Raw genomic sequence first — 16,824 nt, 5'->3', positions numbered from 1 at the left:
AAATGGATGAAGAAATATAACGAAAAAAAGTCAGCGGCAAATGCATTTCCAGATGTAGCACCTTATGACAAAGAGAGATTTGATTTACAGAAAGAGTTAGCAAAAGTAACAAGAGAAAGAGACATTTTAAAAAAAGCCCTGGCCAGTCAAAAAGAGTAAAATATTTTTTCATAAAAGAGCATATTGAGGAAGGCCGGTTATTTGGGAGGTGATATCAATGGAAACACCAGCCTTAAGTAGGTTTTTTGCGACTTCAATTTTTTCTTCTTTTCTGCCTTCCTCTTTCCCTTTCTCCCTGCCCTTTTCATGCCCGATTTGGATGCCTTCTTCTCTACCTTCTTCTCTAGCATCATCAAGTTTTTGAGCGAGGATGCCTTCTTCTTTCCGCAGATCCATTATCCTTTCTTCGTACGCTATCAGATCTTTCTCATTCCAGCGAAACTTGTCTAACTCATCGTATGCTAGCTTTATTATTGGCGATTTTTCTGCAATATCTTTTAGGTCTTCATCTGTAGTATCTTCTGCATACTTGAAAAAAAAGCACCAGCGCTCTATTGTACTTTCTAGCTGCTCTACTTTGTTTTTTGCGAATTTAGGCAACTCAATAAAGACAAACTGAAAATCTTTTAAGTAATGTCCGTTGGTTTTTATATCTCGTATATTATGAGTGGAAATATACTCAACCTCCTCAGGAAATAGCGTATTATCGGAAATAGCAATAAAGAATACTGTTTTTAAATCGATGTACTCGCCACCTTTTCCAACCTGCCTTGAATAAGCTTTAGCAGCATATAGCTGAGCGCGTTTCTCAAAGCCTCTATCACGAGCGAGCTGCATCTCAATCACGTATCTGAACCCACTAGAATCCTTGCAAAGGACGTCAACAATGCTTTGTTTATCAGAGGCGACTTCAGGATCCATATAGGTGCTAAGAAACTCAACTTCTTGTATAGTATCTATCCCGGTAAATCCTAAGATATCATTGAGGAAGTGAATAAGAATGTTTTTATTTCTTTCGGTACCAAAGACCTTTTTGAAGGTTAAGTCTAATTTTGGATTGAGAAACTTAGAAAGAGCCATAGCAAGAATACCTAAAAAGCATTAATAATTATACACAATTCTGAAGAAATATTCAACTCTTTTATGCTGAGGTCTATTAAAGTGGTAAATTTAGCTGAATTTCAAGAGTTGGCAAAAAACTACCTTCATAGATGATCCTAGAATGCTACTACGCACCTTAGACGTCCTTTTGTACATCTTTTTATATCCCCATCATAAAGCGCCTAAAAACCCCGGCAAATGAATTCATGAATTTAGTAGCTATAAAAAACTTCAAAAATACCTATTTTTGGTGTGAGAGGCTAATCTTCTAAGAAACTCTTTCTGCTAGTAGCTCTTTTTTAATCAAGACATAACCAAATTCACTAGCTTTCTTGCTTAGAGTCTTCACTATTTTTTCCTTATATAACTTTTCATAGTAATCAATGCCCTTCTCTACATATTCCTGTCCATACTTTAGCATACTATAAAAAATGCACGCCAATTTCCTAGCCGTAGCGGTAATCGCTTTCGGTGCTCCTAGTCGTTTTTTTAACCTTCTGCAATATGCACCAATCCCACTGTTGCTTCTTGACACACACTGGGCAGCCATCCTAAAAGCATTTGCAGCACGAGCAATAACTTTGCGAGTTCTCGTCCCAAATACTTTTTCCCCTGTAACTTTATTAGCAGGACTTAGCCCCAACCAAGAAGTAAAGTGCTTCTCTGATGGCCATTTATCGTGGTTCAAACCAACTTCTGAGATAATTGTTTGTATAGTTAGCACATCAAGCCCAGGAACTTTAGTAAAATCAATACCGGTTACTCTATACAGTTCTTCGTGTAAAGGAAAGTCTGGTCTGTTTTTTGAAAACCTATTCTTTATTTTGCTGCATCGCTTATTCTCGTCAGATTTTGTTTCAAATGTTTTGTAATATTGTTCGATGCTTTTGTCGCATTCTGCTATTTTTTCCTGATAAATATTATACAATTCAAATTCTTGCTTTAACACAAATAAGAGTTCCTTTCTGTAGTCGCCTTTTAGCGCTTTTGCCATGGTAGATCTATCATTTCTTATCCGTACATCTCTCAATTCTGATAATTTTTCAGGATTCCTTTCACCTTCAATTATTGCTTTGATAATTTGCATACCGGTCACTCCAGTAATATCACTTATGACTTTGTGTAATTGAACGTTCATTTGAATTAACGCTTTTTGCATACGTAGAATATGTGTGGATGCACTTTCAATCAGGTTGCTACGTTGCCTAACGTAATTACGCAACACACACATTTGATCATCAGGTCTAAACGACCCATGGAGTAATCCATAGCTGTGTAATTGTTGTAACCATTGACAGTCTTGAACGTCGGATTTTCTACCAGGCACGTTCTTAATATATCGTGCATTTACCAATTTTACCTCAAATCCATATGACTCAAGTATTTGAAACAAAGGAATCCAATATACTCCTGTTGATTCCATAGCTACTGTTCTAACTTTACATTTCTTTAACCACCCTGCTAAGTTATGAAGATCAACTGTAAAGCATCCAAATTTTTTGACACGTTGTTCATCTCTTCCTTCAGGTACACATACATAATGTACAGCTGAGCCGATATCAATTCCTGCTGTATCAGGATTCACTATTTCTAGTTTACTTTTTGCCTTTATCATGGTAATTATCCTACTATAACTTATAATGGAGAAGCACTTAAGCTTGGGACGGTTAGATTATACAATCTTCTAATCGAGGTAGTCATAATAGACTCCATCAGTGGTTTAACCGTTCCTCCAAAACCACGCTCCTAAACGGGCACTTAAGCACCATTGATCAGTCGGTTATAACTGCAGAAGTACTTCTTGATAAATTATATATAAAAATTGCTATGGAAGTGAAGAAATAGTTTCTTTCCGGTTTAACAAGATTTTTTTCTTGTTCGACGCTCCTAAGAGATTTGAATAAGAAGAATATTTTACATAAGCAGTTACATTATTGTTAATTGACTGCTGCTTATTATAGAGTTTATTTCTGCACTTATCATCTAAGTATTTTTGCAATTCTTCATAACTGCGACTCCACAACTTACCGCGTAATTCTTTTATTAAATTATTTCTTTTATTGAGACCTTTCTCCAATGGCTCTATTATAAATTCTTCAAAAAATGGCTTATTTAATGCAATAACCTTAAATTTCTCCTCCGCTTCTTTATTGTTTGGGTTTTTATCTGAGTGATATTTTAACGATAATTTACGGTATTGTTGACTAAGCTTTTTCTTAATATTCTTAATGTCAGAATTTACCACATCCTCCTTTTGAATATTAAATGTTAAAAACAACTGCTTTAAAGCGTGGTACTCATTTTCATTCAAAACATTTCTAGCCACATTACACCTACAAATTAACTAACTATTAATGTTCTATAATATACATATTTCCAAACTATGTCAATTATTTCATAAATATCTTTGGTAAAAATTATTTCTGTTATGACTAGCATGATAAGTGTATGAAGCGACTAAAATTGTCATTACAGCGCTTAGTGTACGACAGTGCTCCAACATTTAGGGTTGCAGTTTTCATGGCAGATCTGAGTAGCTGACCCATCTAAGAGGTGTCATTCAAGTAGCTGACACTGGAATGGCTTTGTTGCATCGCACCTTATACGGTAGTAATTTACAATAAATTCATGTAGCCATTTCGAATTTAGTCATTTCAGTGTTGGCTACTTGGATGACACCACCTGCTATGCTGCAAATTGCAACGTTCGTACACTAAAGTATAGTGTGTTACTAACGAAGGCAAACAAATATCTGCTTTATGAAAACGTTAATATTTTTCATTGAAATAATACATAAATACTAGAAAAACCTTGGCAGGTTATTCGCGTTTGATTATCATAGAGAATTATATAAATTAATAAATGATCTATGGCAAGTAACCCAGAAGAAAGAAATAGTGATAAACAAAAAGCGCTAGATAACGCAATAAGCCAGATTGAAAAAGCATTCGGTAAAGGTGCAATAATGAAGTTGAAGCAAAACCCTGTAGAAAAAATAGACACAATATCCACAGGATCAATTGCGCTTGATTCGGCTCTAGGTGTTGGAGGTCTGCCAAAAGGGCGTATAATTGAAATATTTGGCCCCGAGAGTTCTGGTAAAACCACTCTTGCCTTGCACGTGATTGCTGAAGCACAAAAAAAAGGAGGATCATGCGCATTTATCGATGCAGAACATGCATTGGATGTCTTATATGCTCGTAAACTTGGGGTAAGCACTGATGATTTAGTGATTTCACAACCAGACACTGGAGAGCAGGCGTTGCATATTGTTGAGTATTTAGTGTGTTCTGGTGCGGTTGATGTGATAGTTATTGACTCTGTCGCAGCATTAACTCCAAGAGCTGAAATTGAAGGTGATATGGGTGATCAACATATGGGGCTGCAAGCAAGGCTTCTAAGTCATGGGCTACGGAAACTAACCTCTGCCGTTTCAAAAGCGAACTGTATATTGATATTTATTAATCAAATTCGTATGAAAATAGGAGTAGTGTATGGAAATCCTGAAACTACCACGGGTGGAAATGCATTAAAATTCTATACTTCTGTAAGGCTTGATATAAGAAAAGTTGGTGTAATAAAAGACAAAGAAAATATTACAGGTAATGAAACAAGAGTTAAAGTTGTAAAAAATAAAGTTGCTCCTCCATTTAGAGAAGCGAAATTTGATATAATGTACAATGAAGGTATATCAAAACTCGGAGAAATAATAGATATGGGAGCAAAGCTTGGTGTGCTTGAAAAAGCAGGCGCTTACTATTCATATAACAACACACGTCTTGGGCAAGGAAGAGAGAATGTAAAAACTTACCTAAAAACAAACAAAGAAGTCGCAAATGAAATAGAAACGAAAATCAGAGATTTACTCAGAAATCATGATAATTCTATCATAATAGACGAGGATAGTGAGCAACTTTTAGAAGAATCAGTTTTCTGATCTAAACTTAGGCATTAGATTTTGTGTTGGACGGGTTGTTACAGTATGACGGTAATTCTATGTGCTAATATAACAATCTGTAATGTTACCTTGTATCAAAAAGACTTTGCTGAAGCAGTTAAAAAAAGCTTTTCATGAGAAATTATAAATGATAAATTGTTAACAATAGGTTATTGTTAATAAGATTATGTGTTTTGGTTTACCTAATATAAACAGGGAAGGTTATTCATTTATAGTAGTTTCCTTTATAGTAACGTGTATAGCATTCTCTATATCTTGGGGGTTTGGCGTTACGTGCTTGTTTCCGACATTATTGTGTACTTATTTCTTTCGTGATCCAGCAAGAGCTGTGCCAAACAATAAGAATCTTATATTAAGTCCTGCTGATGGTGTGATTTCAAAAATTGAAGAAGTTAATTATCCTTTATCAGCAGAAAACGGAGAGGAGAAGAAGTTTACGCTTGTTAGCATATTTTTAAGTGTTTTGAACGTCCATGTGAACCGTATACCAATATCTGGTACGATAAAGGAAATGAGTTATAAAAAAGGCAAGTTTGTATCCGCAATGAGCAATAGGTCTAGTAATGAAAATGAAAAGCAGGTTATTGTAATTGAATACGAAAAGGGGAAAGAAATTATTGTGGAGCAAATAGCTGGATTAATTGCACGTCGTATCGTTTGTAATTTAGGAATATCCCAGAACGTAAAAGCAGGTGAAAGGTTTGGAATTATAAGGTTTGGCAGTAGAGTGAATATCTATGTTCCTGCTGATACAGAAGTCAGAGTTTCAGAAGGGCAAACTGTTATTGGTGGTGAAACAATTATAGCAAACTTAAATAAGGAAAACGTTCAAGAGAAGCTTACTTTTGACGTTATATGAATAACGATGGAAGTAACAGTAGATTCTTACCTATTACTAAATTATTCCCAAACTTTATAACTTTATTGGGTTTATGTTCTGGTCTCACTTCACTTAAATTTACATTTAATGAACAATGGGAATTCTCAGTAATTTTTATCATCATTGCAGCAATAATAGATGGAATGGATGGCAGAATAGCTAGAATTCTAAAATCAACTAGCGATTTTGGAGCCCAACTTGATTCTTTTGCAGATTTTCTAAATTTTGGTGCAGCGCCTGCATTTCTTTTGTATTTTTGGAAGCTAAACGAAATCAAAGTCATAGGTTGGATTTTAGTAATGATATACGTAATCTGCATATCAATAAGACTTGCAAGATTTAATGTTTCGCTACACTCAGAACAACCATACTGGGAAAAATTTTTCTTTTCTGGTGTTCCAGCTCCAGTGTGTGCTTTACTTTCTTTGTTACCAATAATTATTACCTTTCAATCTCATGAGAGTGAATACTTACTTCTCATAGAGCGATTTTTTAACACAAGAAACGTAGCTTGTTACTTTCTGGCCATTTCATTTTTTTCGATAAGTCACATTCCAACTTTCTCTGCAAAATATATTTATATTCCCAAAAGCCTATCCTATATATTTGTGTCATTTTTTGGAGTACTTATTGTATTTTTCATCAGTAAGCCCTGGATGACTCTACCAATTTTAGGTATAGTGTATACACTTACTATTCCAATAAGCATCGGGTTTTACATATATTTTACATATAAAACTCGTTAGCTAACAAAAAATAGAAAACTGCATGATTTTGAAGATAAGTGAACTATTAAATTCATTTCTGTATATAAAGATATTCAACATTCCATTTATAATTATTTGGGTAATTGCAACTGGAATCTTTTGTACTGCCCAGTTCAAATTCATTAACTTTAGGTTACTTAAATATGGAATACAGACGCTATTCAATCTAAAGTGTAATAACAGCAACAATGGCATAATCACTCATATTCAAGCGTTTGCAACAGTAATTTCAGGAACAGTTGGTCTTGGAACAATATCAGGAGTTGCAATAGCTATCACAATAGGGGGCCCAAGTGCAGTTTTTTGGATGGTAATTACCGGAATACTTGGTATGTCGATAAAGTTTGCCGAGGTGGTGCTTGCATTTACTTATCGCTCTGAAAATACAACTGGCGGGGCTTTTTATTACATGAAGTACGGGCTTGCAAAAATTGGATTTGCAAAAACTGGTAGATTTCTTGCCTTCACTTATGCGATTATGCTACTTATTGCAATGATTTTGGGCGGTATACCATTTCAAGCAAATCAAATAGCAGCACTATCAAATAACCTCCTAGAATACAACGCATCCATTATTATATCCCTGCTTGTCTTTATTGTAATATTGGGAGGAATAAAGCGCATTGCTTTCGTTTCAACGAGCTTAACACCAGTTATGATAGTGCTATATGTGGGTATGTGTATATATTTAATTTATGTAAACGGAAGTAATTTGCTGAATGCTCTATCCATAATATTCCAAGATATCTTCAATAAATCAGCTATAGGAAGCGGAGTATTGAGCGGATTAATAGCCGGAGTGAGAAGATCAGTGTTTGCTAACGAAGCAGGTACCGGAACAGCAGCTATAGCACATTCAGCTGTAAAAGAAGAAGATCCAATTAAAGTTGGGTGCGTTGCAATGATTGCACCACTTATAGACACAATATTAATCTCATTTTTGACTGGTATTGTGATAATTATCACTGGTATGCATAGCACTGATAACGTGGGTGATATTACACTAATTAGTTCGATATTTTCAACAGCTTTGCCCTTGTTCAGCAAGTTAGTTTTTCCGCTAATGATGTTTTCCTTTGCATTTTCCACAATAATAGCTTATTGTTACTACTGTGAAGTTGCTTTGCTGTATTTATTTGGTAGTAAAAAAATACTGATACCGTTCCAAATTCTTATAGTGGTTTCAGTGTATATCAGCTGTATGTCAAAGAATATAGAATTTATATCTTATCTAGGTGACAGTTTGTTTATGTGCCTTATGATTCCAAATGCTGTTGCAATATATCTACTAAGAAGGGAAGTTTTGAATACAATAGATTCTTATTACAATTCTAAAGGGTATTAACATGATTTATAGATTGCTTTGTATGGTGTTATTTTGCCTATTGTTTAATGATGTGTACGCTGCTTCAGGTTTTTACGAAAGTTATGACGCTGTGTTGAATGGAATAAATAACTTCATGAATGAAGTACTGTTTTTCAAGATCCTTTACGTGCCATTTATAATCCTTCTACTAGTTTTTGGTTATGTGTTTCTAACATTACGTTTTGGATTTCTCAACATAAGAATGTTTAAGCATGCGTTTGCTATTTTATGTGGAAAATATGACACGAATCACCATGATGGTCATATTACGCATTTTCAGGCATTTATGACTGCACTTTCAAGCACAGTAGGCCTTGGAACTGTTGCTGGAGTCGCAATTGCAGTTTCAATGGGTGGACCAGGAGCGGTGCCTTGGATGATGATTACAGGTTTTTTTGGTATGTCAGCAAAATTTGCTGAGGTAACGTTGGCGTTTAGACATAGAACAGAAGATCAGGACCAATTGTTTAGTGGTCCCTTTCAGTATATAAGGAATGGTCTGGAGGAATTTGGATTTAAAAAACTTGGTATTGTGCTGGCTGCCATGTATGCAGTATTCTTTGTATTATCAGGTCTTGGTGGAAGTGTAGCGTTTCAAACCAACCAAATGGTTTCAATATTATCTGGCTATTCAAGTTGGGTAGATGGTCACTCTTGGTTTCTTTCTTCCATAATTTCTGCGCTGCTTGCTCTAGTGATTATTGGCGGAATTAAAAGGATAGCTAGAGTATCTTCTGCACTAGTGCCTATTATGTCACTTATATATATCTTTAGTTGTATTATTATTATTGCATTTAATATTCATAACCTTGGTTATACGTTGAAAATATTATTTTCCACTATGATAGATTTCAATGCTGTTGGCGGAGGGATGGTAGGAGCATTTGTTGCTGGAATTCAAAGGGCAATCTTTGCCAGCGAAGCAGGTGTTGGTTCTGCTTCAATTACTCATGCAACAACTAAAGATGAAGAACCAGTAAGAACTGGACTAGTCGCTATGATAGAACCATGCTTTGACACAATGTTAATTTGCTGTTTAACAGGAATAACAATAGTAATAACAGGTGCATACCAAACAGGTGTTGGTGAGGGAATATTAATTACTCACAAAGCATTTGAGACAGTTTCTCCATGGTTTCCTATCCTTCTAACAGTAGCTGCTCCTTTGTTTGCATTTTCTTCAGTAATTTCGTTTGTATATTGTTGTGAAATGGGGTGGCTATATTTATTCGGTGCAAAAAGTATAGTGATATACCGCATAGCGGTAATAATTGTGGCGTTTTTCTCTGGTCTTTCTAAAGATATAATGGCTATTGCCAATATCGGTGGAACTTTATTCTCTTGTTTAGCTCTCATCAACATGACAGCGCTTATACTGTTTAGTAATCAGATTAACGATGAAGTTCAGTGCTACCTAAAAAGGCTGAGGAATAATAAAATTAATTAGGTTCTTGGTATAATGGAAAAGTATGTAGTCCTTATGCTGTCCTACATACTCGGTTCAATACCGTTTAGCTTAATCATTACAAGAATAAAAGGGATAAACTTAAGAGAAGTAGGTTCAGGAAACATTGGTGCTACAAACGTTGCAAGGACGGGAAATAAATTTCTTGCTGCTTTGGCATTATTTCTGGATTCCTTTAAGGGATTTATTGCCGTTTATATAGCACAACAATTTTGTGATAATAACGATTTTTATATATATGTATCTGCAATTTTAGCAGTTTTAGGACACATGTTTCCTATTTGGCTAAAATTCAGTGGAGGAAAGGGCGTTGCAACCACTCTAGGGATACTGATAGCATTTAACATCGATATTACTTTAGTATTCGTAATAATTTGGATAATAGTCTTTCTTGCCTTTAGATACTCTTCCCTTGCTTCACTCAGTGCTACTTCAACGGCTGTAGCATGGTCCTTTTTTTTTCAGAGGAATTTGTTCGTAACATTACTAATTATAGGAGCACTGGTCTTCCTAAAACACCACAGAAATATTGTGAATCTTCTGCAAGGTAAAGAGTATAAATTTTATAGATAATGTACTGCCAAATTATTGACACTTAAACTACGAGACAAATTGCTTGACGGTATGATTTTGTCCTCTTTGTTTAAGTCTATGATTTTTGCTTTTGTTATATTCTCTACTTCTTGAGGTGTTAAAAGACCATCTTCAATGAATTCCTTTTTTGTTTCTCTTATTTTTTCATAAAGTTGAGTAACGTGATCTTTATTTCCTTCATATACACTTTCAATTTCTAACTCTAGCTTATGTGAAGCTCCTTTTTTTAACATTTCATCCATTGCTGCTTTTGTTACTTTTAACCTTTCTTGCAAAATTTTCTTTATTTTTTCCTTATCATTTTCGTTATTTTTACTGAGTTCTACATATACCCTATAACATCTTTTTTCTCTTGGGAGCATTCTTAACCCATCTAACATGCTAATTATCTGACCTTCAATAGTCTTCTCAGCCTTTAACTTAAATTCTGCTACTTCTTCTTCTATTATCTTATTAGCTATTCTCTTAGCTCCATCCAAAGATGAATCCTTGAGAGAAAAATCTGTCTCGAGTAGATCTCGATTTAATAGCTCTAAGAATACTTTTTTTCCGATGTTTTCGAGTAAACTTTCTTGGTCATCTAAATCATGCTCCTGCAGTTTATTTCTCATGTGCTGAACCAGCTCACAACATTGTAATTTATTTAACTTTATAGAGCTAATATTTTTCATTAACGTCAGCACAATTTGTTCACTATATTGAGAAGTAATACTCAATAATTTTCTCATTAAAGGAATACTTACTTCTGAAATAAAATCATCAACTATTTTTTGACTTTCATCGTCTTCATAACCATTTTGAACGTCATACCAAGCCTTAAGAATTTCTTTATTGTTTTTCTTGTTTTTTAACCTGTCTAACATAAACTCACGTGCTTTATTTTGTGCTTCTGAGAGCAACATTTCCCTTGGGGGAGTAAATCTAATTTCTGGATCAGGATGAATACCCTCTAGCGTGCTTAACATTCTATAGATAATACCGGTGAAGCAAGTGTTAGGAATTCGCTCTTTTCTAGAGAAAGTTTGGCTATCAATTAAATTAGAAATCAATGCATCCTTTTTACTCTTAACGGCTTCTCCGTCTCCATCATTGCAAGCCCTTAAAACTAAAAGCAGAACCTGCCCACCTGTAAAGCCGGAGCTATGCTTTTGATCATCTTTGCAAAAGTCATCTAAAAATGCAATTACTCTTCCTTTATCCTCATCACTAAACTCATATGAATTGTTTATATATCCAATGAATTGAATATATTCATCATTTTTGATTACGTCTTCAGGTACTTGTTCACTATACTTACCTTTTAATTTATCAATATTTTTAATGATATCATCATTTAATTGATGGGGCAGTAAATGTTCAAGCTTAACATCAAAACTATTAACCATACCACGTAAATTCTCTTTTATACCTTCCAAAAAGAAATTTATAGAAGCTTTAAGCAGCGTAAATGGGTTAAAATCTTTTGGCCTTAGTTCACTCTGCAATAAAATTAATAGCATTGTAAGTGGTATAGTTCCCAGTAACGAAATAAGCAAGAAAGTGGTAGTGAAAGTTAGATATGTTATGAAAGCAAAAAACAAGAGGAAGGCTGCTACCTTGATTGTATTGTTTTTAAAAAATATTTCCCAATATTCCCTTTTGCTCATTTTTTGCTGTTTTGCCGTTTTTATTTCTTTGTAGATATAAAGAGTTTTAATTTCAGACCTGAAGAACATAGTACCAAGAGAAAAAAGAACATTAACAGGATTAGTGATAATGCTTAACGAGACAAAAGCTCCAAAGTAGCTAACAAATTTTAGCTTACTAGAATCCTTTGAAGGAAATTGTATTTGAGAAATACCTATCATAGCTTACCTTCAACATCATTACACTCTAGTAATAGCATAATAATTTAAAACGTCAATGTTTAAGTATCTTATTATCCGCACACTCATCGTATTCGATCTCGACTGTAGAGTGTGCTATCTCGAACTTATCTAGCAATATTTTTTTTATTTCATATAAAACATTGGTGTGCTGCACATTTTGCTTTATTTTAGCATGCATGGTAATTATAAAATAATTATCAGACAGCGACCATGTATGTATGTGGTGCACATCTATCACTTCAGGTAATTCTGATGTGATCTTACTTTTTATCTCTTCAGCAGATATACCCTCAGGCGTACCTTCAAGGAGTATATGGCAAGAATTTTTGAGAATTTTATAGCCGCTATTTAGAATTATCACACTAACAAATACTGATAAGATTGGATCTACTATTTGCCATCCAGTAAGCATGATAATTATAGATGCAAGTATAGCAGCTACAGAACCTAAAATATCTCCTATAACGTGTAGTACAGCACTTTTTATGTTTATATTGCTCTCGCATTTACTATGTAATATAAAAAAGACTATTATGTTAGAGACAAGACCGAGTGTAGCAATTATTAACATTACTTTCCACTCAACATTGACTGGAAAAATAAACCTCTTTATTGACTCAATTATAATGATTACTGCAATGAGGAATAGAGTTAAACCATTAACAAATGCTGCAATTATCTGCAACCGATGATATCCGTATGATCTCTGCAAATCGGATTTCTTAGCTGAAAACCTATGTGCTAACCAGCTTAAAACCAAGGCAAAGAGGTCAGTGAGCATATGCCCTGCATCTGATAATAGAGCAAGCGAATGTGAAATTATTCCACCTACTATTTCCATAAACATTGTTATCGCAACTATTATTATGGAATAGATTAAGCGCTTGGACTGCGCTGCTGAGTGTTTACCGTTATGCACTGCTGTCATATAAAATCTTTTCATAAACAAAAACGTGGGTAACACTGGGTTCGAACCAGCGACCGCTTGCACGTCAAGCAAGTGCTCTACCAACTGAGCTAATTACCCATCGTGGTTTTAGTATAGTGCTTTGGTGGAATGAAAGTCAATAAACCACTTTGCTTTTGTCCTTGTCCAATGTGATTCCGGAATATAGCTGTATAGAATTTCAGCCATATTCTAAATTTTACATATTAAGTTAACTATCTATACTTTATTTATTAAGATATAAATTATATTAATACAGGGATTTACGTTTTTTTTAGGGAAATTACTTTATGCTTGATATTGAAAGATCAGCAAATTAGAGGTTAAAATTATGACAATTAGTCAACAAGTAAATAAAAATATAATTAAAGCAGAATATTTCAACAATAACGGCAAAGGGTTTAATTCGCCACATGTTATAGAAGTTGAAGATTTAAATATTAAAGTAGAGGTTTATTCTCACAATTTAAGAGCAAGTAAAGTTGCTAACATTGAAAGTGAGATAAGAGAAACAGCTACTAATTTTAAAAACGCATTCGAGTTAGAACGCGGCAGTTCAGAACAAACATTTAAAATTTACATGTTTGATGACAAGGATGATTACACTCACCTTGGCGGAAGCGAGCGTTTCGGTTCTTACCTTGGAGACGAAGGTGGTAAATGTTACTACAAAGGGAAAGCTGACGTTTTTGCTGAAATGTACGTCTACCAGCAAGGTGGCATTCATAACCTTCAGCATGAATTTGCACATGGTTTAACTTACTTGGCTACAGGAGGCAAATCTTTACCTACAGTATTAATGGAAGGAATTGCAGACTACTTTGAGCATCATTCAGATCATAAATTCAATTCTCAAGGATCAAGTATCGACAAAACTGAAGCTGCAAATTTGGATTTAGATAAAATTTTAAGTTTAGAATACTCAAAGGACAGCGAAGCAAATAGCTTGGTTTATAAAACAGGTCATGCGTTGATAATGTACTTACAGGAAAAAGATCCTAGTTTATTAAGAGACTACCTAGATGCTTTACGTCAAGGTAACTCAGATGAGTCAAAAAGTTTCTTGAAAGACATAAAAGGACACGATACTGACTTCAAAAGTTGGCTTGCTGAGAATGATACAGAAACTGCAATGGAACATCTCAACGCTTTGCAAGTTACAAAAGGAGATTTCATAGCAATTGGTCAAGAAATAGTGGGTGGAGAAATTAAAAACGTATCCTACTATAAAGCAAATATAGAAAAAATGGATGGAGAAAACGTTGGAAGTTTTTCTCCTGTAGAACACGTTGCATTTTATGATGTTGCTCGTGCTATAAATAGGGCAACAAATGATACACTTGATATATCAAAGGAATATCATTTCCTCAAGGTAGTAAAAACTTCCGATGGACAGGATAAACTAACTTACTCTGACCAACAAGGTAATGAATATCGAAACAGTCAAGAGTATAAAAATCAGGCTTTAAGGATATTATCAAAATATGATACAGAAATTAAGAATCAGGTAGATGAATTTGATAATTTGAATAAAGAACGTGGTGAAATGTATCAAAAATATCATAAAGGAGAGATTACTATTGAAGAGTTACATAATGAGGAAAATACAAAATACAGACCAGCATTTTTAAAGTTTGATCAACTAAAAAACAAAGCTGTTGATAAGATTGAAAATAATTCCCAAGCAGCAAAAATATTAGATGGGCTGGTCAATATCGATCCAAACTTAATCAGAGGTACTCATATTGATCCACAAGAAGGTAAGATTTTTTCTATGCAAGCTCATGGTCAAGGAGATATGGGTGCACTGTCTATATATGACGGAAATACAAAGCTTGGAGAATTATTGAGCGAATCAGGATTTTTTAAGCAAGTTGAAGGCCAAACTAAAGAAACTTTCATTTTTGAGGATATATTGCACAACTTAAATACCCAATATGATGGTGGTGCTTACATGGCAGTTACAAAAGAAAACGGTCATTATAAAGCTTCCCTAATAGATGGCAGAACAGTTGAACGTGATGAATACTTTGATGAGGCGCATTTACATGAAAATGAATTGTTGCATCCTAGCACTGGACACATCCAAAAAGATTTAGATTCTCTGCTCCTTAGAGGTACCAAAATTTTGAATCATCAGGATTCAGAGCATGCCCAATATTCTGATGAGCAAAAGGCAAATGGAGTAATCGTAGAAAAAGGAAAACTACTGGATAATAAGGGAACAGATAGGACAGACGACGATGTACACGAAGCGGTTGTAAAACAAGGAGGCGAAAATTTACATACATTCAAAAATATGGGCTTTTATATTACCGAAAAAGGTGATCTATTTATTCATGACCATGGAGCAAATGTAAGGTTTCAACTACCACAAAGTATTACTCATCTAAAATTAGTGGAAAAAGACGGAACATATAAGCTTGTTCCGGTGACGAAAGATGGAAATGAACATCCAATAGGTATGCCAAATATATCAGATGAATATAGATACATAGATCCAATATTTGCACATGAATATGAAAAGAGAGATTATTCCCATAAACATGTAAATGTGGGCCTTATAAACTTAGAGAAATATGGCTCTGGCAAACTTTTTGCTATAAAGTACGACCCAAATGATTATCACATACAAAGAAACTCCAGCGGTGAAATAGTTAGAATAAAAGATCAAACATATTTCACTAAAGTAAAATTGTTTGATGGTGATGAAGAAATTGGAATGTTGTCTAATAACTTTCACAATTTCAAAGGGAAAATATTCTTTTCTGCTGACTACAACTACAGTTATAACGATTTCCTAGCATCTGTTTCTCCTCAAGTTGAAATTGAAGATATGGGAAATGGAAGTAAAAAAATAACTTTTGATCAAGGCAGTGGCGATATCGGTGATACTAATAGAGGCTACACGGACTATCAGAGAATATTTACAAAAGAGAAACAAACCGAAAGTCCAAAAGGGCAAGTAAGTGAAACTAAGACAGAAGTTCATAGTACTACTAATGTTGTTGCACAAGCTGCTGAAGAGAAAACTGCATCAAACGACAATAGTGAAATGCAGTCTGATCAGCCACAAATTCCAACAAGGGCAAAAAGGTCAGCTTCAGTGGAGGAGAAAGAGCAAGAACAGGTAGTATTAAAAGACACAATTCTCAAAATAGAAAAGAGCTACGAGCAGGACTCAGAAGGGAAGCATAAGGCAAATGTAACGATAAATTATAATGATGTGAAAGCCTTGTATGATAGAGCGGAAGGAGCAGAAAAGCAATCTGTGTTAGATTTTTGGAACAAACTGCACACATCAGATTATAAGGTTGGTGCTTTGCCGGAAGACAAATACTATTTTGAAAAAGGCAAATTCGTAATCCACGATAGTGGCACAAAGAAGCTTATAGTGTTACCTGAAGATAAGGTGTCCATCAAGATAATGAAGGATGGTGATAGTTATAGTTTAGCTATATCAAGTGGTAATGGCAAAGTAATAAACAGCATTAGTAAAATAGATAATCCAAATTACGAATTGCTGTCAGATTCAAGTCATTTCAATTCAGGGGAGCAAGATAATATTGTATTATCAGATCAACATCACGAATATAATCTTTATCTAGAGAATGGTTTTGTGAAAATGTTCGATTGCGCAAGCGATCACATTTATCACGACCACAACTCGGCCTATATCTAATACATACAAGGAGGGCAGTGCCCTCTTCTTGTCATTCCAGTGTCAAGCACTGCCGTCTTGGATGGAAACCAGCGTCACGCCCTGGAATGACAGGGTTTGTCATCCGAGTAGCCCCTTCGGTGTCATCCCAGTGCTTGACACTGGGATGGCTTTGTTGCATCGCTACTTATGAAAGGCTAACTATAGTTAGGATTATA

Annotated in this window: 12 protein-coding genes, 1 tRNA gene and 2 pseudogenes; 9 read left to right on the top strand and 6 right to left on the bottom strand. The window is 34.7% G+C overall.

Annotated elements, in window-relative coordinates:
- Positions 1–182, top strand: a pseudogene (locus WOCAOBSORBRA_RS06635) (IS3 family transposase); the annotation flags it as partial.
- On the opposite strand, the gene WOCAOBSORBRA_RS02220 reads toward WOCAOBSORBRA_RS06635, so the two are convergent.
- The 3 genes and pseudogenes from WOCAOBSORBRA_RS02220 to WOCAOBSORBRA_RS06265 form a co-directional block, all read right to left on the bottom strand.
- On the bottom strand, positions 169–1,080 hold the full coding sequence (locus WOCAOBSORBRA_RS02220; protein ID WP_174515810.1) for an Rpn family recombination-promoting nuclease/putative transposase: 912 nt from the start codon (positions 1,078–1,080) through the stop codon (positions 169–171). The pseudogene WOCAOBSORBRA_RS06635 and the gene WOCAOBSORBRA_RS02220 overlap by 14 nt on opposite strands.
- A 289-nt stretch (positions 1,081–1,369) precedes the next feature.
- Complete coding sequence (locus WOCAOBSORBRA_RS02215; protein ID WP_174515809.1) at positions 1,370–2,716, bottom strand: IS110 family RNA-guided transposase; 1,347 nt, start codon at positions 2,714–2,716, stop codon at positions 1,370–1,372.
- A 501-nt stretch (positions 2,717–3,217) separates the two neighbouring features.
- Positions 3,218–3,346, bottom strand: a pseudogene (locus tag WOCAOBSORBRA_RS06265) (DnaJ domain-containing protein); the annotation flags it as partial.
- Between the two features lie 624 nt (positions 3,347–3,970).
- Here WOCAOBSORBRA_RS06265 and recA point away from each other — a divergent pair.
- From recA to plsY, 6 genes are all read left to right on the top strand, one after another.
- On the top strand, positions 3,971–5,038 hold the full coding sequence (gene recA, locus WOCAOBSORBRA_RS02205) for a recombinase RecA (protein WP_010963008.1): 1,068 nt from the start codon (positions 3,971–3,973) through the stop codon (positions 5,036–5,038).
- Between the two features lie 187 nt (positions 5,039–5,225).
- The gene (locus tag WOCAOBSORBRA_RS02200) at positions 5,226–5,918 is read left to right on the top strand and encodes a phosphatidylserine decarboxylase (protein WP_007548750.1); all 693 of its coding nucleotides are present in this window, start codon (positions 5,226–5,228) and stop codon (positions 5,916–5,918) included.
- Positions 5,915–6,685: a CDP-alcohol phosphatidyltransferase family protein gene (locus WOCAOBSORBRA_RS02195; RefSeq protein WP_015589351.1), complete on the top strand. Its 771-nt coding sequence runs from the start codon at positions 5,915–5,917 to the stop codon at positions 6,683–6,685. The genes WOCAOBSORBRA_RS02200 and WOCAOBSORBRA_RS02195 overlap by 4 nt, the downstream gene beginning before the upstream one ends.
- Before the next feature lie 22 nt (positions 6,686–6,707).
- The gene (locus tag WOCAOBSORBRA_RS02190; RefSeq protein WP_155969385.1) at positions 6,708–8,051 is read left to right on the top strand and encodes an alanine/glycine:cation symporter family protein; all 1,344 of its coding nucleotides are present in this window, start codon (positions 6,708–6,710) and stop codon (positions 8,049–8,051) included.
- A gap of 1 nt (position 8,052) precedes the next feature.
- The gene (locus tag WOCAOBSORBRA_RS02185) at positions 8,053–9,519 is read left to right on the top strand and encodes an alanine/glycine:cation symporter family protein (RefSeq protein WP_155969383.1); all 1,467 of its coding nucleotides are present in this window, start codon (positions 8,053–8,055) and stop codon (positions 9,517–9,519) included.
- Positions 9,520–9,531: 12 nt separating this feature from the next.
- Positions 9,532–10,110: a glycerol-3-phosphate 1-O-acyltransferase PlsY gene (gene plsY, locus WOCAOBSORBRA_RS02180; RefSeq protein WP_174515808.1), complete on the top strand. Its 579-nt coding sequence runs from the start codon at positions 9,532–9,534 to the stop codon at positions 10,108–10,110.
- On the opposite strand, the gene WOCAOBSORBRA_RS02175 is transcribed toward plsY, so the two are convergent.
- The 3 genes from WOCAOBSORBRA_RS02175 to WOCAOBSORBRA_RS02165 form a co-directional block, all read right to left on the bottom strand.
- On the bottom strand, positions 10,101–11,978 hold the full coding sequence (locus WOCAOBSORBRA_RS02175) for a hypothetical protein (RefSeq protein WP_174515807.1): 1,878 nt from the start codon (positions 11,976–11,978) through the stop codon (positions 10,101–10,103). The two genes, plsY and WOCAOBSORBRA_RS02175, sit on opposite strands and share 10 nt — an antisense overlap.
- Before the next feature lie 52 nt (positions 11,979–12,030).
- A complete protein-coding gene (locus WOCAOBSORBRA_RS02170; RefSeq protein ID WP_006280506.1) occupies positions 12,031–12,927 on the bottom strand; it encodes a cation diffusion facilitator family transporter in 897 nt (298 codons plus the stop codon).
- A 26-nt stretch (positions 12,928–12,953) separates the two neighbouring features.
- A tRNA-Val gene (locus WOCAOBSORBRA_RS02165) sits at positions 12,954–13,026 on the bottom strand.
- 250 nt (positions 13,027–13,276) lie between these two features.
- Between WOCAOBSORBRA_RS02165 and WOCAOBSORBRA_RS02160 the strand changes: the two genes are divergently transcribed.
- Both WOCAOBSORBRA_RS02160 and WOCAOBSORBRA_RS06170 read left to right on the top strand, forming a co-directional pair.
- Positions 13,277–16,627, top strand: coding sequence for a peptidase M2 (locus WOCAOBSORBRA_RS02160; RefSeq protein ID WP_174515806.1), 3,351 nt, complete (start codon positions 13,277–13,279; stop codon positions 16,625–16,627).
- Positions 16,628–16,644: 17 nt separating this feature from the next.
- Positions 16,645–16,824, top strand: a 180-nt coding sequence (locus WOCAOBSORBRA_RS06170; RefSeq protein ID WP_218939168.1) for a hypothetical protein, incomplete at its 3' end; no start/stop codon positions are given.

It is taken from the genome of Wolbachia endosymbiont of Cardiocondyla obscurior (assembly GCF_902713635.1).
In the GTDB taxonomy this organism is placed as follows: Bacteria; Pseudomonadota; Alphaproteobacteria; order Rickettsiales; family Anaplasmataceae; genus Wolbachia; species Wolbachia pipientis.
This window is presented reverse-complemented; position numbering and strand designations above follow the sequence as displayed.